Origin of the sequence: Jeongeupia chitinilytica (assembly GCF_014652315.1) — a bacterium.
In the GTDB taxonomy this organism is placed as follows: domain Bacteria; phylum Pseudomonadota; class Gammaproteobacteria; order Burkholderiales; family Chitinibacteraceae; genus Jeongeupia; species Jeongeupia chitinilytica.
Genome location: NZ_BMYO01000001.1, coordinates 527,166 through 548,890, shown reverse-complemented (window position 1 = coordinate 548,890; position 21,725 = coordinate 527,166). Strand labels below are relative to the sequence as shown.

17 protein-coding genes, 1 tRNA gene and 1 pseudogene are annotated in these 21,725 nt (G+C 58.2%); 11 read left to right on the top strand and 8 right to left on the bottom strand.

Annotated features, from left to right (window positions below; translation table 11 throughout):
- Nucleotides 1-10: 10 nt before the first annotated feature.
- Entirely contained in the window at nucleotides 11-430 is a 420-nt protein-coding gene (locus IE097_RS02600) for a nuclear transport factor 2 family protein (protein ID WP_229797383.1), read from the top strand.
- Here the strand turns inward: IE097_RS02600 and IE097_RS02595 are convergent.
- A complete protein-coding gene (locus IE097_RS02595; RefSeq protein WP_189458697.1) occupies nucleotides 423-1,316 on the bottom strand; it encodes a Rossmann-fold NAD(P)-binding domain-containing protein in 894 nt (297 codons plus the stop codon). The genes IE097_RS02600 and IE097_RS02595 overlap by 8 nt on opposite strands.
- 75 nt (nucleotides 1,317-1,391) lie before the next feature.
- On the opposite strand from IE097_RS02595, the gene IE097_RS02590 reads away from it, so the two are divergent.
- Nucleotides 1,392-2,414 carry a CDP-6-deoxy-delta-3,4-glucoseen reductase gene (locus tag IE097_RS02590; RefSeq protein WP_189458567.1) on the top strand — a complete coding sequence of 341 codons (1,023 nt, stop codon included), beginning with the start codon at nucleotides 1,392-1,394 and terminating at the stop codon, nucleotides 2,412-2,414.
- 65 nt (nucleotides 2,415-2,479) lie between these two features.
- Here IE097_RS02590 and IE097_RS02585 read toward each other — a convergent pair whose 3' ends face one another.
- From IE097_RS02585 to IE097_RS02570, 4 genes are read right to left on the bottom strand one after another with little or no spacing between them, the layout of a single operon-like run.
- Nucleotides 2,480-3,385, bottom strand: a complete 906-nt coding sequence (locus IE097_RS02585) for a metal ABC transporter substrate-binding protein (RefSeq protein WP_229797382.1) — start codon at nucleotides 3,383-3,385, stop codon at nucleotides 2,480-2,482.
- A gap of 28 nt (nucleotides 3,386-3,413) precedes the next feature.
- A complete protein-coding gene (locus IE097_RS02580) occupies nucleotides 3,414-4,280 on the bottom strand; it encodes a metal ABC transporter permease (protein ID WP_229797381.1) in 867 nt (288 codons plus the stop codon).
- Nucleotides 4,277-4,993 (bottom strand): metal ABC transporter ATP-binding protein, encoded by a 717-nt coding sequence (locus IE097_RS02575; RefSeq protein WP_189458565.1) that lies wholly within the window; start codon nucleotides 4,991-4,993, stop codon nucleotides 4,277-4,279. Before IE097_RS02575 ends, IE097_RS02580 begins: the two co-directional genes overlap by 4 nt.
- Nucleotides 4,990-5,136, bottom strand: coding sequence for a hypothetical protein (locus IE097_RS02570; protein ID WP_189458564.1), 147 nt, complete (start codon nucleotides 5,134-5,136; stop codon nucleotides 4,990-4,992). The genes IE097_RS02575 and IE097_RS02570 overlap by 4 nt, the downstream gene beginning before the upstream one ends.
- A gap of 148 nt (nucleotides 5,137-5,284) precedes the next feature.
- On the opposite strand from IE097_RS02570, the gene IE097_RS02565 reads away from it, so the two are divergent.
- Nucleotides 5,285-5,360 (top strand) — tRNA-Thr (locus tag IE097_RS02565).
- 343 nt (nucleotides 5,361-5,703) lie between these two features.
- A complete protein-coding gene (locus IE097_RS02560) occupies nucleotides 5,704-6,558 on the top strand; it encodes an SIR2 family NAD-dependent protein deacylase (RefSeq protein ID WP_189458563.1) in 855 nt (284 codons plus the stop codon).
- Here the strand turns inward: IE097_RS02560 and IE097_RS02555 are convergent.
- Entirely contained in the window at nucleotides 6,527-6,781 is a 255-nt protein-coding gene (locus IE097_RS02555; protein ID WP_189458562.1) for a hypothetical protein, read from the bottom strand. The genes IE097_RS02560 and IE097_RS02555 overlap by 32 nt on opposite strands.
- Nucleotides 6,782-6,973: 192 nt before the next feature.
- Here IE097_RS02555 and hsdR point away from each other — a divergent pair, with 192 nt between their 5' ends.
- From hsdR to IE097_RS02520, 7 genes and pseudogenes are all read left to right on the top strand, one after another.
- Nucleotides 6,974-10,447 (top strand): type I restriction-modification system endonuclease, encoded by a 3,474-nt coding sequence (hsdR, locus tag IE097_RS02550; RefSeq protein ID WP_189458561.1) that lies wholly within the window; start codon nucleotides 6,974-6,976, stop codon nucleotides 10,445-10,447.
- 327 nt (nucleotides 10,448-10,774) lie between these two features.
- Nucleotides 10,775-13,993, top strand: coding sequence for an RNA-directed DNA polymerase (locus IE097_RS02545; protein WP_189458560.1), 3,219 nt, complete (start codon nucleotides 10,775-10,777; stop codon nucleotides 13,991-13,993).
- Between the two features lie 552 nt (nucleotides 13,994-14,545).
- Complete coding sequence (locus tag IE097_RS02540; protein ID WP_189458559.1) at nucleotides 14,546-15,727, top strand: Fic family protein; 1,182 nt, start codon at nucleotides 14,546-14,548, stop codon at nucleotides 15,725-15,727.
- Nucleotides 15,724-17,181: a class I SAM-dependent DNA methyltransferase gene (locus IE097_RS02535; RefSeq protein ID WP_189458558.1), complete on the top strand. Its 1,458-nt coding sequence runs from the start codon at nucleotides 15,724-15,726 to the stop codon at nucleotides 17,179-17,181. The genes IE097_RS02540 and IE097_RS02535 overlap by 4 nt, the downstream gene beginning before the upstream one ends.
- Nucleotides 17,178-18,536 carry a restriction endonuclease subunit S gene (locus IE097_RS02530; protein WP_189458557.1) on the top strand — a complete coding sequence of 453 codons (1,359 nt, stop codon included), beginning with the start codon at nucleotides 17,178-17,180 and terminating at the stop codon, nucleotides 18,534-18,536. The genes IE097_RS02535 and IE097_RS02530 overlap by 4 nt, the downstream gene beginning before the upstream one ends.
- Entirely contained in the window at nucleotides 18,533-19,405 is an 873-nt protein-coding gene (locus IE097_RS02525; protein ID WP_189458556.1) for an HNH endonuclease, read from the top strand. The genes IE097_RS02530 and IE097_RS02525 overlap by 4 nt, the downstream gene beginning before the upstream one ends.
- A 63-nt stretch (nucleotides 19,406-19,468) precedes the next feature.
- Nucleotides 19,469-19,849: pseudogene (locus IE097_RS02520) on the top strand (restriction endonuclease); the annotation flags it as partial.
- A 150-nt stretch (nucleotides 19,850-19,999) separates the two neighbouring features.
- On the opposite strand, the gene IE097_RS02515 reads toward IE097_RS02520, so the two are convergent.
- Nucleotides 20,000-20,878 (bottom strand): YagK/YfjJ domain-containing protein, encoded by an 879-nt coding sequence (locus tag IE097_RS02515; protein WP_189458555.1) that lies wholly within the window; start codon nucleotides 20,876-20,878, stop codon nucleotides 20,000-20,002.
- Nucleotides 20,879-21,170: 292 nt separating this feature from the next.
- The gene (locus IE097_RS02510; RefSeq protein ID WP_229797379.1) at nucleotides 21,171-21,347 is read right to left on the bottom strand and encodes a helix-turn-helix transcriptional regulator; all 177 of its coding nucleotides are present in this window, start codon (nucleotides 21,345-21,347) and stop codon (nucleotides 21,171-21,173) included.
- Between the last annotated feature and the right edge of the window lie 378 nt (nucleotides 21,348-21,725).

Sequence of the window (21,725 nt, the reverse complement as noted above, 5' to 3'; positions counted from 1 at the left end):
CCCGAGAGGCATGATGTCCGAAACCGCGAAAGATCAGAACAGGTTGCACGATCGCGAGTGCGATGCGCTACGTGCCGTCGAGCAGGCAAGATTGGCGGCACTGGCAGAACGGAACATCGCCCAGGCGTCGCCGTTGCACGCGGCCGACTTCCAGCTGGTCACACCCGTCGGCATGACGCTGTCCAGGGACCAGTACCTCGGTGCCATTGCCGCCGGAATGCTGGTCTATCACGTTTGGAAACCGGGCCCGATCGATGTGCGCCTGTACGGAGAAGCAGCCGCGCTCCGCTACCGCTCGGACATGGAAGTCAGCTTCGGAACTCGCCACGTGCCGCGAACCGCGTACTGGCATACCGATCTCTACGAAAAGCGGAATGGCACGTGGCAGGTCGTCTGGTCGCAGGCCACCGGCATACAGCCGGTCACTTGACCGGACCGGCCCCCGCCTGCAGTCGGACGCTCTGCGCCGGGCGGCTCGCCAGCCAGTCCGCGACGCAGGGCCAGCGCAACTGCAGCCGCAGCTCGCGCCTGATCCGTGCGTTGTCGAGCCGGCGCGATTCGTTCAGGTAGCTCAGCAGCCCCGGCGACACCTGTGCCTGTGCGTCTGCACGGCTGACGCGCGGCACCCTTGGCAGGCCGAGCAGGTCGGCCACCTGATCGAACCAGTCCCCCATTCTGCCCGGCGCATCGTCGCTGGCGTTGTAGCTGCGCAGCGGCCGGGCACGGAACAGCGCCAGACAGACCGCGTGCGCCAGGTCGTCGGCATGGATATGGTTCGAATAGCTGTCTTCCGCCGCCGCAATCGCCGGCTCGCCGCGACGGACGCGCGCTTCCGGCAGACGGCCTTCGGCGTAGATGCCCGGCGCACGCAACAGACCGAGGCGAACGTGCTGGCGTCGCGCAAACGCGCGCAGCGCGGCTTCGGCATCGGCACGACGCTGCGCGCGCGGCGAATCCGGCGCGGCCCGACGCGTCTCGGTCACCCACGCGCCATCGGCATTGCCGTACACGCCGCTGGTCCCGATGTAAGCCAGTCGGCGCGGTGCAACATGGCGCTGTGATAAACTGGCCCGGCCCGGTCGCGCCAGTGCCGCCAGCAAGCGGCGGGTACGCAGGTCGCGTCCGCCGGTCGCCGCCGGTGGCGCACTGTGAATCACCCAGCGCGCAATCCCCGCCAGCCGCAGCGGAATGCCGTTGTCGAGGTCGGCCGTAACCGGGACGACACCCAGTACGCGCAGCGCAGCAGCAGACGCTGTCGAACGCGCGGTGGCGCAGACACGGAAACGGCGCTGCAGCCACGGCAGCGCTCTGGCCATTACATCGCCGCAGCCGACGATCAGCAGGCGCGGTTTCAGGTTCGGTTTACGCAAGATCAGCCAACAGACGAAGAAATGTCGAAGCAACTTACCATTCTGCCTTCGGGCCAGCAAATCAGCCTCGAAGGCAATGAAACTCTCCTCGATGCAGCCATGCGCAGCGGCTTCAACATGCCGTACGGCTGCAAGAACGGCGCCTGCGGCGCCTGCAAGGGCTTGGTCGTCGACGGCCGGGTCGAACACGGCCCGCATGCCGAGTCGGCTCTGTCGCAAACCGAAATGGAGCGCGGGCTGGCGCTGTTCTGTTGCGCCACCGCAGTCACCGATTCGGTGACGATCGAATGCCGCGAGGTCGCCGCGACCAAGGACATCCAGATCAAGACGCTGCCGTGCCGGGTGCAGAAGATCGACAAGGTCTCGCACGACGTTGCCGTGCTGTCGCTGAAGCTGCCGGCCACCGAGCGGATTCAGTTCCTCGCCGGCCAGTACATCGACATCCACACCAAGACCGGCAAGAAGCGCAGCTTTTCGATCGCCAACGCGCCGCATGACAGCGAATACCTGCAGCTGCACATTCGCCATGTCGCCGGCGGCGATTTCTCCGAATACGTGTGGAACGAGCTGAAGGAGCGCGAGATCTTCCGCTTCACCGGGCCGCTGGGCTCGTTCTTCCTGCGCGAGGATTCGGACAAGCCGATCATCTTCCTTGCCACCGGCACCGGTTTCGCGCCGATCAAGGGCATCCTCGAGCACGCCTTCAACAAGGGCATCCAGCGCGAAATGATCCTCTACTGGGGCGCGCGCACGGTCGACGACTACTACATGACCGAGCTGACCGATGCCTGGCAGCGCGAGCATCCGAACTTCACCTTCATCCCGGTGCTGTCCGAGCCCAAGGGCGAATGGGCCGGCCGGACCGGCTTCCTGCACGACGCGGTGATGGACGACTTCGGCAACCTTGCCGGCTGGCAGGTCTACGCCTGCGGCGCGCCGGTGATGGTCGAGGCGGCGTACCAGCACTGCGTCTCGCGCGGCCTGCCCGAGGACGAGTTCTTCTCCGACGCGTTCTTCTCGTCGAAGGACACCGCCAAGAAGTAAGGCGGCGGCAGTGCAAACGAAAAACCCGGCCATGCCGGGTTTTTTTCATCCTCGATGGCGGCCGATCACCTGTTCGCCTTCATCCCCGCAACCAGCGTCGTGATGTTGTGGCGGTACATGTTCAGGTAGCTGCTGGCCTCGGGCTTGCTCGAGAGCGCATCCGAGTACAGCTCGCCCTCGAGCGAGGCTCCGGTCTCGCGACTGATCTGGTCGATCAGCTTGCGGTTGCTGATGTTTTCGACGAACACCGCCTTGATGCCGCTCTGCTTGATCTGGCGAATCAGCCTGCCGACGTCCTTGGCACTCGCTTCGGCCTCGGTCGACAGGCCCTGCGGCGACAGCAAGGTGATCCTGTAACGCGCGCCCAAATAACCGAAGGCGTCATGGCTGGTGATCACCTTGCGGCGGGCTTCGGGAATCGTCGCGACCTGCGCATCGGCCCACTTCGACAATTCGACGAGCTGGTCGTCGTACTTCTTCGCGTTCGCCTGATACAGGCTGGCGCCGGCCGGGTCGATCTTCGTCAGCGCCCCGGCGATGTTCTTCACCATCAGCCGGGCGTTGCCGATGTCCTGCCATGCGTGCGGATCGGTACCGTGATCGTGGCCGTGATCGTCGTGGTCATCGCCGGCCATGGCACGCGGCTTGATGCCGTCGGACACGGTGACCACAGTGCCCTTGTACTTGCTCGACGCGGTCAGCCGCTTCATCCAGCCTTCGAAGCCGAGACCGTTGACGAAGAACACCCGGCTCTTGGCCAGCGTGCCGACGTCGGCCGGTGTCGGCTGGTACACATGGGCGTCGCCGTCGGCGCCGACCAGCGTCGCCACCTTGATGCGGTCACCGCCGACGTTCTGCACCAGATCACCGAGAATACTGAAGCTGGCGACCACCGGCAACGGCTCGGCCGCCTGCGCCATACCGCTCACACCGATGGCCAAGGCCACGCCGAGAATGCAACGACGGATCATGCTCAACTCCATTGAAACAAAGATGCGACTAGCGTGCGTCGCTTTGCGGACCGCGCTGCCCGCGCCAGCCATGCGGCGCCAGCGTCAGGGACAGCAGGTAGAACAGGCTCGCCACGAGGACGATGGCCGGCCCGGACGGCAGGCCCGCGTGGTACGACACCAGCAGGCCGCCGACCGTCGACACCAGACCGACCAGCCAGGCGACCCCCATCAGCCCCGGCAACGTATCCGCCCACAACCTGGCCACCGTGGCCGGCAACATCATCAGCCCGATCGCCATCAGCGTGCCCATGGCCTGGAAACCGGCGACAAGGTTGAGCACCGTCAGGACGATCAGCCCCAGGTGATACGGGCTGCCGCCGCGACCGGCCGCGGCGAGAAAATTCGGGTCGACGCACTCGAGCACCACACCGCGATAGCACAGCGCCAGCCAGGCAATACTGACGGTCGCCACCGCGGCCACGACATAAAGCGCGGCATCGTCGATTGCCAGTACCGAACCGAACAGCAGGTGGATCAGGTCGACCTGGCTCCCCCAGCGCGAGATCAGCACCACGCCAAGCGCCAGCGCCATCAGATAGAAGCCGGCAAAGCTCGCGTCTTCGTTCAGCACCGTGTAGCGCCCGGCCACGCCGGCCAGCACTGCGACCAGCAGCGCCGCGACGATGCCGCCGCCAGCGAGCCACGGCAGCGCGAAACCGCCGATCAGATAACCGACCGCCGCGCCGGGCAGTACCGCGTGCGAGAGCGCATCGCCCATCAGGCTCATCCGCCGCAGCACCAGAAGCACCCCGACCGGCGCGCAACTCAGCGCCAGCACCACGCAGCCGACCAGCGCCCGGCGCATGAAGTCGAACTCGGCAAACGGCGCAATCAACAGCTCATGCAGGCTCACGATCCCGCCTCCTCGGCCAGCGGGTTCACCCACAAGGAATGGCCGGTAAAACCGATCTCGGCCCGTGCCGCAGCCAGCACCGCCGGCGTCGTCCCCCAGGCCTGCACCGTGCCCGAGAGCAGCAAGGTTTCGTCGAAATGCCGCGAGACCAGATCCAGGTCGTGCATCACCGCGATCACCGTCCGGCCCTCCATCTGCCAGTCGGTCAGCTGCTTGAGCAGCAGGTCGCGGCTGGCCGGGTCGAGATTGTTGAGCGGCTCGTCGAGCAGCAGCACCGGTGCGTCCTGCACCATCAGCCGCGCAAACCGCGCGCGCTGCAACTGCCCGCCCGACAGCGTGCCGATCGGCCGGTTGGCCAGCTCTGCCAGCCCCATGTGTGCCAGCGCGTGCGTCGCACGTTCCTGCTCGGCGCGATCCAGCCGGCGCCACGCTCCGCTACGCCGCCAACTGCCCGACAGCGCCAGCTCGGCCACCGTCATCGGAAACTGCCGGTCCAGCTCGGTGCGTTGCGGCAGATAGGCCACCCGCTCCGGCGCGTGGATCTGCCCCGACGCCAACGGCAGCAGCCCCGCCATCGCCTTGAGCAGGGTCGTCTTGCCGGCGCCGTTGGGACCGACGATCGCAGTCGAGCGTCCGGTTGCAAACGTACCGCATACCTCGGCCACCGCCAGTCGCTGGCGGTACTTCACGCAGACATGATCGAGCGTGATCATTGCAGCGACCAGTCCACCAGCGCCCAGACCAGCACGATCAGCGGCGACACCAGCAGCAGACGCTGCCCTGCACCGAGCGCAAACAGCCAGCTGGCCAGCCGTCTCGGCACGCTGGGGAGAGTATTGGAAACGTTATGAGTCATCACATGGCGTCCGTACGAAGACACGGACCGGTCTAATTGCAACTGAATTGCATTTTAGCCGTGAAACCGATCGCTGTGAATCAAATCGGCCCATTTCGTCACGCAAGAGTTCCCAAGCCCGCACCAAGCGGCTAGAATGCCGCTCTTCGCCGGTGTAGCTCAGTTGGTAGAGCACCTGACTTGTAATCAGGGGGTCGCGAGTTCGAATCCTGCCGCCGGCACCAGTAAAATCAAGGGGTTACAGATGATGAGTCTGTGACCCCTTGTTGCATTTCAGACTGGGACCCTGTTTATGTTTACAGTTATGGTTACAGTCAGCGAAGACTAGGCCCGAAGCCTGTCCTGTCGTGCACATCAACCCGTTTAAGTTCTACGTGCAGGGCGATCACGTTTGACCAGCCTGCACGATCGCCCCCGCGCACTCCCTCCTCGCTTCGCATCCCTGACCACATTCGCCGGCACTGCTCAGCCCGGCTCAATGCCATAGCTTTGCCTTGAGTTTTCCGACTCGCTGCACAACGATCCATCATGGTTCACACATTGGCGCCTCAAGAACCCGGAGACCCCATGACATCCCCCACGCTCTTCGATGCAGTGCACTGGCTTCGCAATGCGGATGGTCTACTGATCACCGCCGGCGCGGGGATCGGTGTTGACTCGGGCTTGCCTGATTTTCGTGGCGACGCAGGGTTGTGGCAGCACTACCCGGTACTGGGAGAGCGAAAGCTATCGTTTGCCGAGATAGCCAATCCGTTGGCATTCGACGATGATGCCAAGCTGGCTTGGGGCTTCTACGGCCACCGCTTGCGCTTGTACCGCGAGACCATGCCACACCGCGGTTTTGCCATCCTGCAATCGATCGCAGCCACGATGCCGCACGGTGCATTCGTTTTTACCAGCAACGTCGATGGCCAGTTTCAAAAAGCCGGTTTTGACGAAACGCGCATCGTTGAGTGCCACGGATCGATCCATCATCTCCAATGCACGCGCGACTGTGGCGCACCGCTTTGGGCTGCGACCCCGTTCGAACCCGAGATCGACCTCCTCGCCTGCCGCATGTTGTCGCCTTTGCCCTTATGCCCCAACTGCGGCGCACTGGCTCGTCCCAACATCATGATGTTCGATGACTGGTCGTGGCAGTCTGAACGCAGCGACCGGCAAGCCGAGCGCTACCGCCAATGGCGTGGGCAGTTTCAGCGTTTGGTTGTCATCGAACTGGGGGCTGGTGTTGCCATTCCAACCGTGCGCCAATTCAGCGAGCGAAGTCAGGCGCCGCTGATCCGCATCAATCCGCTGCATGCCGACGCCCCCGCCAGCGCGACGGCCTTCCCGATAAAGCAAGGTGCTCTGGATGGATTGACCATGCTGGGCAACGCCTTGGCCGATGAGATCACCGAAGCGTCACCAACTGCCGATACTTGAACCGCAGCGCATCAAGCATTTTTTGCCGCGCTTTCACGGTACGCATGATCTCGCGCAGCTGGCCGCGATATCGCCAGGAACAGAAACCGTGCTTGATCGCATTCAACGACGAACGAGCCTTACCCTGTTCCGTTCGCGGCCCGGTTGAACTCAACCACGGCTGCTGTTGCATGATTCGAAGACGCTGCTGCTCGCGCTGAGCTTGCGTCCACTGTCGTGGCATAGTCCATCTCCAAATTGAATAAGTCTTGCGGGCTGAATGAAGCTTTCATTCCCCGCCTATTGTCGCTTGTCACAGCATCCAGCCAACACAGAATCACAAGCCTGCAGCTGCAGAACTATTTACAAATCTGTCCAGTTTGCTGTGCTTTTCGAGTAAATTCAGCAGCGAACTATCCAACTGGTGCGTGAGATCGTGGCTTCTTCTGAAAATTTCGGATTTCTGGCCGAGCATTCGCAGCTTTTCGTGCAGCTCGCCTCGTCCGCTGAGCAGGCATTCGCGAGTGATCCGAACATCACATTGATCAAGCTTCGCCAGCTAGGAGAGGCCCTTGCGCAGGAGCTTGCGGTTCGCAGCGGTGTCGAATTTGACGACGGCACTTCGCAGAACGACTTGCTGTACAAACTCAATCGCGAAATCGGGCTGGATAACGAGATCCGCAGTCTGTTTCACACGCTGCGCATTGAGGGTAACCGCGCTACCCACGAGTTCCGGACCCAGCACAAAGAGGCCATGGATGGCCTTAAAGTCGCACGTGCGCTCGCCATCTGGTATCACCAGTCATTTGGTAGATCAGGAACGGCTTTCAAACCCGGTCCTTTTGTCCCACCAAGCGATCCAAGCGCCGAATTGCGGCAACTTCAGCAGCAGATCGAGCAGTTGCGTGCCGAACTCACCGACACAAAACAAGCGCTGGACAGCAATCAGCAACTGGCAGCACTGATTGCGAGCGAGAAAGAGCAATATGCAGTGCTGGCCGAACAGATGGACGCCGAGGCACGCACATTCGAAAGGATTGCCCGCGAACACGAAGCCGAATTGCAGGCTGCCCGCGAGGGTTTTGCCCGTCAGGTTGCCGAACTGCAGCGGGCCAATCAACAGCAATCGGGCGTAACACAGCAAGCACGGCAGAAAACAGCGGCAGCGACAAAGCAGCTGTATTTGAGTGAAGAACTCACACGCATCATCATCGATCAGCAACTCGTTGAAGCGGGCTGGGAAGCCGATAGCCAGATGCTGACGCATGCGCTTGGCGCAAGACCGCAGGCGGGCAAGAACCAGGCAATTGCCGAATGGCCGTGTGCCGGTAAACAATCAGCCGATTACGTGCTGTTTGCCGGGCTGGTGCCGATCGCCGTAGTGGAAGCCAAGCGCGAGAACGTCAATGTCGCCGGCAAGATTGGGCAGGCCGAGCGTTACAGCCAGAACTTTCGCGTCGAAGATAAGCATCAAGCAGCATGGCAGCTCAACGGGCTTGCCAAGCCTTGGACAGTGACCTCGGGGGCAACCTTCCACATCCCCTTTGTCTATTCCTGCAATGGCCGGCCGTACTTCAAACAGCTCGCCGAGCAAAGCGGTACCTGGTTCCGCGACGTGCGTAGCGCTGCCAATCTTGCGCGCGCGCTGGCCGACTTTCATCGCCCGGATGAATTGCTAGACCTGCTCAAACGCAGTCGCGAAGCCGCCGAGGACAAGCTGCGGCACGAAGGCTTTGCTTACCTCAAGGTGCGGGACTACCAGCAAAAAGCCATCGAAGCCGTTGAAGCTGCCCTGGCGGACAACCACCGCACCGCGCTGTTGACCATGGCTACGGGCACAGGGAAAACCCGCACCATCATCGGCCTGATTTACCGTTTTCTGAAGGCCGAGCGCTTTCGCCGCATCCTGTTTCTGGTGGACCGCACCGCACTCGGCGGTCAGGCGATCGACGCTTTCAACGAAGCGCCGCTCGAACAAGGACTCACGCTTTCCAAGGCGTACAACATTGCCGACCTGGGCGATATGGCCGCCGAAGCCGAAACCCGCGTGCAAGTCGCCACCGTGCAGGCAATGGTCAAGCGCGTGCTGTCCTCGGACAACCCGCCAGGCGTCGGCGAATACGACTGCATCATCGTCGACGAAGCACACCGCGGTTACACGCTCGACCAGGAGATGACCGAGGGTGAACAGGCGGTCCGTGACGAAAGCCAGTATCTGTCGCGCTATCGCCAAGTACTCGACTACTTCGACGCGGTGAAAATCGGCCTGACCGCCACGCCGGCCAAGCACACCAGCGATATCTTTGGTAAGCCGGTTTACACCTACAGCTATCGCGAAGCGGTGGCTGACGATTGGCTGATCGATCACGAACCACCAATCCGCTACCAGACGCTGCTCAGCCAGAAAGGCATCACTTTTGCAAAGGGAGAAGCGGTATCGGTCATCAATACCGATACCGGCCTGATCGAAGCCGCCGAACTCGACGACGAACTCAGCTTCGACGTGGAAAGTTTCAACCGCCGTGTGATTACCGAAGATTTCAATCGGGTGATCTGCGAAGCACTGGCACAGGAAATCGACCCGCTTGGCGAAGAGAAAACCATGATCTTCTGCGCGACCGACGCGCACGCCGACATGGTCAAACGCCTGCTGAACGACGCCTTCAAGGCGTTGTACGGTGACGATTACAATCATGCTGCAGTAGAAAAAATCACCGGCGCGTCGGACAAAGTGGATCAGTTGATCAAGCGCTACAAGAACGAGCGCTTTCCCAGCGTCGCCATTACCGTCGACCTGCTCACCACCGGCATCGACGTCCCGACGATCTGCCATCTGGTGTTTCTGCGCCGGGTACGTTCGCGCATCCTTTACGAGCAAATGATCGGTCGCGCCACACGCCGTTGCGACGATATCGGCAAGACCGTATTCAAGATTTATGACCCAGTCGATATCTACGCCGCGCTGCAGGACGTCAACACCATGCGGCCACTGGTGAAAGACCCGAACGTGACACTCGATCAGCTCGTCGATGAACTGCACAACCCCGCCAGCTATACCGCCATTGGCTCGACCGAAGGCAAAACACACGCTGACGATGTCCTCGCCATGGTCAGCCAGAAAGTGATGCGCGTGCTGCGCAAGGCGCACAACAAGGCTGAAAAGCGCCCGGATGTGCGCGGCAAGCTGGCCGAACTGGAGGCGCAATGGGGCGTCGCGCCAAACAAGTTGCACGCACACCTGCGTGAGCTCGGCCCCCGTGGTGCGGCCGATTTTGTCCAGCAACATGGTCGCCTGCTGAGGCAGCTCGACGAAGTGCGCCAGCTGATCGGCACGGATTACCGACCGCTGATCTCGCAACACAAAGACGAACTGGTTTTGCGCGAACAAAGCTACGGCGTGTACTTCAAGCCAGCTGATTATCTCGACAGCTTCAAGGATTTCATCGCCCGCAATCTCAACCAGTCTGCCGCGCTGTCGGTAGTGGTCAACCGGCCAAAAGACCTGACTCGCGCGCACCTCAAAGAAGTGCGTTTATTGCTCGACGAGCATCACTACAACGAAGCCAGCCTGAAAGCCGCCTGGCGCAATGCCACCAATCAGGAGATCGCCGCCAGCATCATCGGCTATATCCGCCAAGCCGCTTTGGGTGAAGCACTCATGCCGTTCGAACAGCGTGTGGCGCAAGCCATGCAGCGCATTTACGCCATGCACAGCTGGACGCCAGTGCAACGGCGCTGGCTTGAACGCTTGGCCAAGCAACTCACTCACGAAATCGTCATCGATACCGCCTTCGTCAACCAGGCCTTTGCCAACGACGGCGGCGCAACCCAGCTCGACAAGCTACTTGGCCAACAGTTGCCGAAGGTGCTCGATACGCTTGCTGCTTCGCTGTGGCCGCAAGCAGCATGAGCCGAATCGAGCCGTGATTCGGCTCATATTTGGTATGAGGCCGGTTAGGTGGCCATGTTTGTCACCCATAACAGAGCAACATAGCGATAATGCGCAGAGGATAGCTGGAGTCGACCAAGAGAAGTCGTCCAATCGCAATGCCCTGTAGGTTCACTATTCGGCCAAAAGCTGCCATTGGTGATAGATTGCAGTCAGCAAGAACCGACCGGCTGCATCTACAAAACCAAAGACGATTCAATACGCAGAATATTCAGTTGGATTGCTTAGAGACTGGTCATACCCAAACTAATTAATCATTGATAACTGCAGCACAACAAAGGCTACACAATGGGCTATCAGGCAACGTTTACTGGTTGGCAAAACATTACGCTCGAAGATTTGTTGGTGGCCTACCGCAAAGCCAAGGCAGATTGTTTTTTTGAAAACACCTTTCCTGCGGCCATAAATTTTGCAGACTACGAGCAGGATTTACTCGCCAATCTAAAAAAATTACTTGAATGCCTGCATTGCGATAAGGGATTTTCAGGCAATACAAATCTGCTGGGCAATTTTCGCCTTCTACCGAAAAAATTATCCAACAAGCCAAAGAAGAACGCTCCAGCAAATGGCCATGTACACTTCTCAAGTTCTGATCGCGCGGTAGAACACCTGCTTGATCACCACGACGTTACCCCAGAGTTTCGAGTAGTCGGTGACTTTCCCGTAGACACTCATATCCTATCCGCTTTATGGATCAATACCGTGGGGCATCAGCTTGATTCCAAACTGGCTGATAGCTGCTATGGCGCTAGGTTAAGACGCATTCGTGACGACGAGCTGTTTAGTGAACAAAAAGAAAAGCCATTTCATATCAGTGCTATTGGATCCTTCGCTCCGTACTTTCAGCCTTACCAGCAGTGGCGCAATGATGGTCTGAAAGCTATTCGCAGCGAACTTGAGCAAAACCGAGAAATTATCGCCGTCTCGCTGGATTTAAAAGGTTTTTATCATTTTGTCGATCCGATGGCTTTGGCCTCAGCTGTTCTCCATGACGAACTAGGCCTTAATCTGAGCGATGAAGAGCAGGCTTTTACCGCAGATTTTGCTAAATTCCTCAAACACTGGTCCGATGGGGCCGGTAAATTCTCGAAAAAAGTCACATCGGGGAAGGTCGCAATCCCTGGCGGTCTCGTTATTGGACTCACTGCCAGCCGCATTATTTCGAATGTTTTGCTATATCGCTGGGACAAGCTGATTCAAGAGCGCATTGCGCCAATTCATTACGGTCGTTATGTAGACGATATGTTTCTGGTGCTACGTGACACGAACACTATCAGTAATAGCCAGCAATTTATGAAGTACTTGCAGGACAGGATGGGGGCAGAGATCGTTTCTCAAGTAGGTCTGGCTGATGATCAAATTTGGCAGATACAACAGGGGGAGGATTTTCAAGGTCAGACGAAAATAATGCTGCAATCGGACAAGCAGAAGCTCTTTTTGCTGCAGGGTCGCGCCGGACTTGATCTGCTGGACAGCATAGAGAAGGAGATCGGAGAACTTTCTAGCGAACACAGACTCATGCCTTCACCAGATCAACTTGAAGACTCTACTGCTGCCCGCGTGTTATCGGCAGCGGGCAGTGTCGGCGAAAGTGCAGATACCTTACGGCGCGCCGATGGCTTAACCATTCGTCGTTTAAGTTGGTCTTTACAACTAAGGCATGTGGAAACTCTGGCCCGTGATCTACCGCCACAAGAGTGGCATGAGCAACGTGAGGAATTTTATCAATTCGCCCACAACCACATACTTCGTCCAGATAATTTATTTTCGCACTTCACCTACTTACCTCGTTTATTGGGTTTTGCCATTAGCTTGAATGAGTGGCGACAGGCGGAACAAATTGCATTGCGCGCATACAACTCCTTGAAAAAATTAGCAATAGCAATACCAAAAGGACAATCAATAACAGTTAATGGTGTTAACACCAAGGCCGGGAAAAACCTATGGCCAATGGTAAAAGGAACCCTTACTTGGTTATTTATTGATTCGGCGTCCCGTTATTACGACACCAATCAATTACTTGTCGAGCAGCATTCAAAAAAAGAGCAGCGCCTAGCCAGTTTGTTTTTGAAAGGTATCTTTGATAGTCTACTTGAAGTTGAAGCCTTGCTTGATTTTCGCTTTGATTCGGAAGACTTTGAAAGAAAAGCCACCTTGGTCGCCATGGCCGATCTAGCCAAAGTACCGTATAAGCGTATTTTGCATAGCAAATCTGCTGGTAAATTAGTAGATCAGCGCGAAAGCAAGAAAGAAAGGCGAATTTTAAAACTGATTGAAACCTCGCAGCTATTAAATACCGAAGTACTGAAAGGCTTCTTGAGATCAACCCGCCTTCGCCGGCTTGAGCCAGTTGAAGCCGGCAAACGTAAGAGCGAAAGTTTTTTGCCTTATCTATTCCCGACACGTCCACTAACCCCGGCTGAAATATCGGAACTTGCGCCCGAGTGCGTCGGTTTGCGAAGGGGGGACGGTAAACCTTGCCAAGAAAAACCGTCGGTGATTTGGGCGAAGTACACTCAAGCACTTCGGGGGGTATGGATAAAGCCAACACTGCTCGCCACAGAGCAGGAAGATAAAGACATGCCAAGTCTCCAGAGCTCACGCAAATACATTCGGATTGGCACAGACCACAAAAATAAAATCACTATTGCACTAACCAACCTAAAAACAGAAGACAAGGATTGGTCAGCCACGGCCTGCAATAGGCCAAATTTATCTCGCGAGAGATATCAGCGCATTTCAGAGCTGGTCAATCAGGCTATTCGATTAAAGCCTCGCCCCGATTACTTGCTATTCCCAGAGCTATCTATCCCTTTAAAATGGATAGATAGCTTGGCGGCAAGACTGAACACCATGGGTATAAGCCTAATTGCAGGAACCGAGTACCGCCACTTTGACAATGATCAGCTTCTGAGTGAGGCTTGTCTCGTACTTACCGACAATCGACTAGGCTTTCCAGCTACGGTGAAGATTTGGCAGCCCAAGCTGGAACCAGCGGTTGGCGAAGATAAGGAGCTGACCACAAAATATGGCAAGTACTGGGCGTTATCCAAACTGCACGGGAAGCGCAACAAGCCAGTTTATGTACACAACAATGTTCACTTTGGCGTCATGGTCTGTTCAGAGCTTCAAAACAGCAAAGCCAGAGTAAAGTTTCAGGGAGAGGTGGATGCCTTGATGGTGCTGAGCTGGAATCAAGATCTGGAAACTTTTGCTTCACTAATTGAATCCGCTGCGTTGGATGTGCATGCCTACACAATTTTAGTAAACAACCGGAAATACGGCGACAGCCGAGTACGCGCCCCTGCCAAAGAGTCATTTATGCGTGACATTGCACGTGTACGTGGTGGAAATAATGATTTTGTTATTGCCGCCACACTGGACATTGACTCCTTACGCGCATTTCAAAGTAGAGCCAAACGCTGGACAAACCGTGAGGATTCATTCAAGCCAGTGCCCGAGGGATTTAAGCTCAACAAAACTCGACGCAAGCTACCGCCAAAATAAAGTGGGGAATGGCGTTAAGAAGTTGAAGGGCCTATAGGACTTCTCAATGAAGCAATATTCAGCCTGAAATGGACACCTTTTAGCTTTGTAGTTCGCGAGTGGCTACGATGGGAGATTGTCGTCGTTGGCTGCAAGTACCCTCTACGCCTGTTATGGCCGAGGAGCAGTCAGCGAATCACTTTTCAGCGAAGGTCCGCTATGGAATCAGTCTTTTCACTGGGCCCGGGCGAGTAGCAGATTCGGCCGAGTAGAAGTTGCTCTTTAAAATTGCCTGCCGCTGGTCGACTTTGTCGAAGGAGCAGCCAACAGCATCACACGGTCGGAAGGCACGGCTCATGCATGGGACGACTTCCGGCCGGGTAGGCGCACCAGTCTTGCGCGTTCAGCATGGAAGGCCACGTCGCAAGCACTCGCTTCCTACGCAGCCTCGCCTAGTCCTGAAACAAGTCCCCGAACTGAGCCGATCAGGTCCCTAAATCAACATCATTCGAATCTGTAAATGAGCCGAATAATGCTACCATTCGGCTCATCGACCACCCCAAGCCAAAGACAATGAAGCACTGGATCTGGCTGCACCCTGATTGGCTCGCGCAGGAAGGCCCGCGCTTTGTCTGGCGCGCCGACGCGCTGGCGGATGCGCTGCGAGCGGCGCAATACCGCCAGGGCCAGCTGCTGGGCAAAGCCCAAGGGGCCGGGCCGGCGCTGTCGGCCGAATTCAGCCTGGATGCGATGCTGCAAAACATCGTTCAGTCCAGCGCGATCGAAGGCGAAGTGCTCAACGTCGGCTCGGTGCGCTCCAGTCTGGCGCGCAGGCTGGGACTGGATGCGCCGGCACGTGGCGAAGCCCGCAGCGAAGGCCTCGCGCAGATCATGTTCGACGCCACCGGCAATCTGGCCGAGCCACTCACGCTGCAACGCTTGCTGCAATGGCACCAATGGCTGTTTGCTGATGTGCCCGAGCTGATGGCGTTGCGCTTGCATGTCGGCGACTGGCGCGGCGATGAAACCATGCAGGTCGTGTCCGGCCGCATCGACAAACCCACCATCCATTTCGAAGCGCCGCCGCGGGATGTGCTCGATATCGAGCTGGCGCGCTTTGTCGTCTGGTTCAACGCCAGCCACGGCACGCTCGATCCCTTGCTGCGTGCCGCCATCGCGCATTTCTGGCTGGTCACACTGCATCCGTTCGAGGACGGCAACGGCCGCATCACCCGCGCGCTCACCGATCTGGCGCTGGCGCAAGGCGAAGGTCAAAGCGTGCGTTTTTACGCGATGTCCGCCGCCATTCAGGCGCAGCGCAAGCAGTATTATGATCAGCTCGAAACGCACCAATCCATTGCCCCCGACGTGCCGCTCGATCTCACCGGCTGGCTCGCCTGGTTCCTCGCCACACTGACGCAGGCGATGGATGATGCACTCGGCAAAATCGACCGCGTGCTCGGCAAAAGCCATTTCTGGCTGCGCTACCGCGACACCCAGCTACTGCCCGAGCAACGCAAGGTGCTCAACCGCCTGCTCGATGGCGATACCGACGAACGCGGCGGCTTCGAGCAAGGCATCAGCGCCAGCCAGTATCAAAAGGTTGCCAAGGTCAGCAAGGCCACGGCCACGCGTCACCTTGCCGACTTGCTCGCCAAGGGCTGTCTGTACCAATTGCCCGGCGGCGGCCGCAGCACCCGTTACCAGATCAATCTCGACGGCGCTCCCGGCGTCGTTAGCAAGGAACAAGCATGACCAATAACGACATCGTCCAGAAGCTCTGGAACCTGTGCGACGTGCTGCGCGACGACGGCATCAACTACAGCGACTACGTCACCGAACTGGCGCTGCTGCTGTTCATCAAGATGGAGCACGAAAACACCCAGAGCGGCATCCTCAGCACGCACAAACTGCCCGACTACGCGCGCTGGAGCGTGTTCACCAATCTCTCTGGCATCAACCTGCTAAACGAGTACCGCGCCACGCTGCTCAAGCTCAGCCAGCACGACGACCCGCTGATCGCCGCGATCTACGCCGACGCGCAAACGCGCTTGCGCGAGCCTCGCCATCTTGAGCAACTGATCAAATCGCTCGACGGCATCGACTGGTTCTCGGCGCAAAAAGACGGCCTGGGCGATCTGTACGAAGGCCTGCTGGAAAAAAACGCCAGCGAAACCAAATCCGGCGCCGGCCAGTACTTCACCCCGCGGCCGCTGATCGACAGCATCGTCGCACTGATGCAGCCGCAGCCCGGCGAAACCATACAAGACCCGGCCGCCGGCACCGCCGGCTTTCTGATCGCCGCCGACACCTGGATCAAGGCCAACACCGACGACCTCTACGACCTGACCGAGCAACAGCGCAGCTTCCAGCGCAACCACGCTTACTTGGGCATGGAGCTGGTGCCCGACACCCGTCGCCTCGCGCTGATGAACTGCCTGCTGCACGGCATGGAAGGCGACGACGCCGGCGTAGTTCACCTCGGCAACACCCTCGGCAGCGCCGGCAGCCAGTTACCCAAATCCAGCCTCATCCTCAGCAACCCGCCGTTCGGCACCGCCAAGGGCGGAGGCGGCCCGACGCGTGACGACCTCACCTTCACCACCAGCAACAAGCAGCTCGCCTTCGTCCAGCACATCGTCCGCCACCTGAAAGACGGTGGCCGCGCCGCCGTGGTGCTGCCGGACAACGTGCTGTTCGAATCCGGCGTCGGCGCCGACATCCGTCGCGATCTGATGGACAAGTGCAACTTGCACACCATCCTGCGCCTGCCCACCGGCATCTTCTATGCCCAGGGCGTCAAAACCAATGTGCTGTTCTTCAGCAAAGTCAGCCAGGCAGCCACCGCCAGCACGCAAAATGTCTGGGTTTACGATCTGCGCGCCAATATGCCGAAGTTCGGCAAGCGCACCCCGTTCACCCGCGGCCACTTCGCCGACTTTGAAGCCGCCTTCGGTACCGACCCGCACGGCAGCAGCCCACGCATGGATCAGGGTGAAACCGGTCGCTTCCGCGTGTTCGGCCGCGACTGGATCAAGGAACGCGGCGACAGTCTGGATATTTCATGGCTGAAGGACGACAGCGCCGAGGATGCCGCCGATTTGCCCGAACCGAGTGTATTGGCACGCGAAGCGATGGATGAATTGAATGGTGCCTTAGCCGAACTCGAAGCGATTCTGGCCGAGCTGGGTGAAGAGGTGGCGGAATGAGTGGCTTGCCGAAGGGGTGGGCAGAGTGCGAACTACAAGTAATCGCTGAAGATGTTTCATACGGCTATACGGCCAAAGCGAACTCTTTGAGCGGCGATGCCAGAATGCTTCGAATCACAGACATTCAGGACAACAAGGTTAATTGGTCATCTGTGCCGTTCTGCGACATCTCTCATGATGGCTTGGCTAAATACTCATTAAACGATGGCGATATAGTGTTTGCGCGCACAGGGGCGACAGTTGGGAAAAGCTTTCTGATTGTTTCCGACATCAAAAACGCAGTATTTGCTTCCTATCTAATTCGTGTTCGACCGACCTTGGTAGAGACATCTAAATACCTAAATTATTTTTTTGGTTCAGATTTTTATTGGAATCAAATAACAGAGTTTAGTTCTGGGATCGGCCAGCCAAATGTAAATGGCTCAAAGCTTAAAGCTTTAAAAATTCAACTCGCCCCGCTCCCCGAACAAAAACGCATCGCCGACAAGCTCGACGCGACACTGGCGCGGGTCGATGCCTGCCGCGAACGCCTTGCCCGCGTCGCGCCCATCCTCAAACGCTTCCGCCAGTCCGTCCTCGCCGCCGCGACCTCGGGCAGGCTGACCGAGGATTGGCGGGATTCAAGAAAATTAGCTTTAGATTGGGTCGACTCGACGTTTGGCGAAATTGCTCTTGATCTGCGGTATGGCACCGCCAAGAAGTGTAGCGAGGTAGCTATTGGATCGGCGGTCTTGCGCATACCTAATATTGGGGCCGATGGCGCGCCTAATCTGAACGACTTGAAGTACGCCGAATTTGATGAGATCGAACGCGCAAAACTAGTACTTCGGATTGGCGACCTCCTGATTATTCGTTCGAATGGTAGCGTCGATTTGGTTGGAAAGGCGTCTGTCATTGACAGTGCAGCAGAGGGCATGTTGTTTGCGGGCTATTTGATAAGGCTGAGGCCCGATGAGATCCGCATCATCCCGAAATTTTCATGGATGGTCATCAGCTCACCGCAGATTAGGCAAGTCATAGAAATGACGGCTAAATCGACCAGTGGCGTGAACAACATCAACTCGGAAGAGTTGCGCTCGTTGCCCTTAAGGCTGCCATCCATTGATGAGCAAACCGAAATCATCCACCGCGTAGAAACGCTATTCGCCTTCGCCGAGCGCCTCGAAGCCCGCCTCGCCGCAGCGCAAACCGCCGCCGACCGGTTGACGCCGTCGCTACTGGCCAAAGCCTTCCGCGGCGAGCTGGTGCCGCAGGACCCGAATGACGAACCGGCGAGCGAGTTGCTCAAGCGCCTGGCCACGCAACGCGAAGCAGCGCCGAAACCCAAGCGTGGACGCAAAGGGGTGCAGCCATGACCACGCTGGCTGATCTGAAACCCCGGCAACGTGCACGCGTCATGGATTTGCTGTCCGAGGTTGGTCTGGATGTCTCGGACTGGGCCAACTTCAAAGGTGGGGTAGCCAAGGCGGCTTCAAACCCGAAATATTGTTATGAGTGGTCTTTCCTGCAGGATGATCACCCTGCCATCGTTAATCTGTGGGTGGAGGAAATGGATGAAGACGAGGGCGTGATCAGCCATCGCTTTAACATTCGTGCCTTCGGATTGGACGCTGCCAGCAAGGGCAAGTCGACGTGGAAAAACCGTGCCGACCGCATGGATGGCGTGCTGCAAAAGGTCTGGCGCCATTCGCTGCCGGTACGCGTCATCCTGTGCGCAGGCAGAATGACGGATGCCGATGTCAACGAAGAGGTGGCGTCGCGAGTCCTGTACCGTGCCCTTGATGCACAGACTTGGGCATTGACGAAGTACGACATGATGAGCGGCGAATATCAGCTGGTTCGAGACGCCCCTCCAGGTCAATACGTGGATCAGTTCTCGTTGAATGTACAGCCAGAGCCTCCGGCAAAGGTAAGCCACGAAACCAGTTCATTTATCCGGAGTGCACGCGTCCGTATGCGCGTACTGCAGCATGCCGAGGGGCTTTGTGAGTACTGCAGCACCCCCGGATTTACCACGCACGACGGTCGCATTTATCTGGAAACCCACCACGTTGTTCCGCTGAGCGAAGGTGGCCCGGATGAGGTGGAAAATGTTGTGGCGCTCTGCCCGGAGCATCATCGCCGTGCACATTACGGCGATGATCGGCAGCAAATCCGCACAAAACTACTCGAAACCTTGTCCCAACGATCTGCAATCTTGCATACGGGCACATCGCCGCGTTGATCGAGGGCCGCTTCAAGGGACACAAACTGACCTGGCCGGTCGAAGCCATCCTGCAAGGCGCAGGGTTACACGACCTTGCGCAGCTCCGAAGGTGCCGACGGCGGCGCCGACATCCTCGCAGGCAACGGTCCGATGGGCTTCGGCCAGCAGTGCATCTGCGTCGAAGTGAAATCGGAAAGCGGCCCGATCGACCGGCCGACCGTCGACAAATTGCTCGGTGCAATGACCAAGTTCAACGCGAACCAGGGTTTGTTCGTGTCGTGGAGCGGGTTCAAGCCGAACGTGCAGAAGGACCTGGCCAGCAGTTTTTTCCGGCTGCGCCTGTGGGGCCGCAACGAGCTGCTGGAGCAATTGTTCGTGCACTACGACAAGCTGCAGGACGAACTCAAGGCCGAACTGCCGCTCAAGCGCATCTGGACGGTTTCGGTACCGGATGAGGGCTAAGGCTGTATCCACACACGCCCACTGATCTTGCCAATGCGGTACGCACTTTTCAGTTCGTTCGCGGAAAGTGCGTACTGCGTACCGAGCACGGTAGCTCCATCCTGCCACCAAGCCAAACCGCGATCGAATGCCCCCGAATACACTTTCCACTCAAGGTGCCAAGGGCATGACGGATGATTGCAACACGGCACCCGAATGACCCACGACGCCCCCGGATTCACACGGGGCTGCGTACTGCCCTGCGTTCAATCTCACCGCATTGATTTGCTCGCCCGAACGCCTTCGGCATCCATCCAGTGCGATACAGCGGGGCGCTGTAGAATGGGGAAACCGCCACGGCGATGGCGTGCATTGGCACATTGCTCCGGCTTCGATATGAACCGTGCTCTGAAGCGGAATGGCCAATGCTTCGGGCGTAGTCGCAGCCGCCAACACTTTGCTGATCTGCGAGCGGCCGTAAAGCCGACGCCCAGGCTGTCGCCGCTTGGTATCAACCTTGGCGATATAGCCCGCATGTTCGCGGCAGGCGTCCCTTGCAACATCGGAATCCAATGCATGGATTTTGAGCCTTCCCCGATCCTTGCTGATATGAAAACCCTCGATCCAACCCCGTTGTTTCAGGCGCTTCAATGCATCGACCAGCGTACCGATGTAATTGGCCTTCAGATCAAAGACCACCATCAGATGGTAGTGGGGATAGTCATCGCGCTTGTCGTCCGGCTCCAGCTCCAATGCCCAGACATAGCCCGGTCTTGATGCACCACGACGCGTGAAATGCTCGCACAGCAGCTGCATCACCTTGGCCATCGAGTCATCACGCAACAACGTCACCCGCACCATAGCAGCGGCCGGTCTGGCCATCTCTTGCCGCGCCGATGAAAGGACATCGTCAATCGCCGTCATGATGGGCAGGTAGATCGAGCGCTCGCCGCCGGTGGATAAAGGCAACATTGCCGTCTGCTTGCGCTGCGCCATCCGGGTCGGCGCTGCTGAGCCGCATTTGGATGGATTGGTCAGGCGGGCATTCATTGCCATGCCCCCTGCCCCGGCCAAGTAGTGCGCCCTTGCCCGCTCCCAGCCGCTGCAGGACTTTCCGCCTCGCACTGCTTTTGGCAGTACACAATCACAAACCGGACAGGAATAGGATTATTCCGGTGAGTGGCAGACCAGCTGAAGTCCAGCCGTAGCAGGGGCTTGGCAACCAGTGGGCGGGGCGATTTCAACGTGAGTTGTGTCACCTGCGCAATGCATTGCCTCAAACAAAAAACCCCGCATGCAAAGGCAGCAGGGCTTGGGGGTGGAACAGTGAAATCGAACCGCATCAGCTCACCTTCATGGCGAGCCATCGCTCGACTTCTTCGACAGGAAACAGCGTCACACCGCCGCAGCGGGCCGGACGAGGGAAAGTCGGGTCGGTTTGAAGCCAGCGATAAAGCGTCGCACGGCTAATCTGCAGGTATTCAGCCAACGCACGGGGGCGAAGATATTTCGTAGTCATGAACATCCATAAATGAAAAAGCCCCCGGCGTTATTGATTCGCAGGGGGCAACAAACTAAAAAACCCCGCAGTTGGGCGGGGTCATTGAATACCTTGCTAGGGTTGAACTGCATTCGTGCACGATCGGCACGGGTTTACACATCGTGAGCCACTTGCAAAAGCAGCCGGGGGCCTAAGCCAGAAGTCAAACTGGCGGCTGGCCGATAACAACCAGCTCGACCAGCATGGGCATTAAGTGGCGGCCAGAAATACAAAACCCCGCATCAATACGGGGTTGAAATTTCATTTCGAAGCATGGTTTGGTCGCCAAAACAGCCAGCCTATAGATTCGAGTGTACTAGGTTGCGCAGTCTCGCGGAGAGTCGTTTGCTCTCCTGC

Bases quoted from the DNA above. Each gene is read 5' to 3' on its own strand.
- IE097_RS02575 (WP_189458565.1), bottom strand. From the start codon at position 4,993: ATGATCACGCTCGATCATGTCTGCGTGAAGTACCGCCAGCGACTGGCG.
- IE097_RS02600 (WP_229797383.1), top strand. From the start codon at position 11: ATGATGTCCGAAACCGCGAAAGATCAGAACAGGTTGCACGATCGCGAG.
- IE097_RS02540 (WP_189458559.1), top strand. From the start codon at position 14,546: ATGAAGCACTGGATCTGGCTGCACCCTGATTGGCTCGCGCAGGAAGGC.
- IE097_RS02515 (WP_189458555.1), bottom strand. From the start codon at position 20,878: ATGAATGCCCGCCTGACCAATCCATCCAAATGCGGCTCAGCAGCGCCG.
- IE097_RS02510 (WP_229797379.1), bottom strand. From the start codon at position 21,347: ATGACTACGAAATATCTTCGCCCCCGTGCGTTGGCTGAATACCTGCAG.
- IE097_RS02555 (WP_189458562.1), bottom strand. From the start codon at position 6,781: ATGCCACGACAGTGGACGCAAGCTCAGCGCGAGCAGCAGCGTCTTCGA.
- IE097_RS02590 (WP_189458567.1), top strand. From the start codon at position 1,392: ATGTCGAAGCAACTTACCATTCTGCCTTCGGGCCAGCAAATCAGCCTC.
- IE097_RS02570 (WP_189458564.1), bottom strand. From the start codon at position 5,136: ATGACTCATAACGTTTCCAATACTCTCCCCAGCGTGCCGAGACGGCTG.
- IE097_RS02535 (WP_189458558.1), top strand. From the start codon at position 15,724: ATGACCAATAACGACATCGTCCAGAAGCTCTGGAACCTGTGCGACGTG.
- IE097_RS02560 (WP_189458563.1), top strand. From the start codon at position 5,704: ATGACATCCCCCACGCTCTTCGATGCAGTGCACTGGCTTCGCAATGCG.
- IE097_RS02595 (WP_189458697.1), bottom strand. From the start codon at position 1,316: ATGGCCAGAGCGCTGCCGTGGCTGCAGCGCCGTTTCCGTGTCTGCGCC.
- IE097_RS02525 (WP_189458556.1), top strand. From the start codon at position 18,533: ATGACCACGCTGGCTGATCTGAAACCCCGGCAACGTGCACGCGTCATG.
- IE097_RS02585 (WP_229797382.1), bottom strand. From the start codon at position 3,385: ATGATCCGTCGTTGCATTCTCGGCGTGGCCTTGGCCATCGGTGTGAGC.
- IE097_RS02545 (WP_189458560.1), top strand. From the start codon at position 10,775: ATGGGCTATCAGGCAACGTTTACTGGTTGGCAAAACATTACGCTCGAA.
- IE097_RS02530 (WP_189458557.1), top strand. From the start codon at position 17,178: ATGAGTGGCTTGCCGAAGGGGTGGGCAGAGTGCGAACTACAAGTAATC.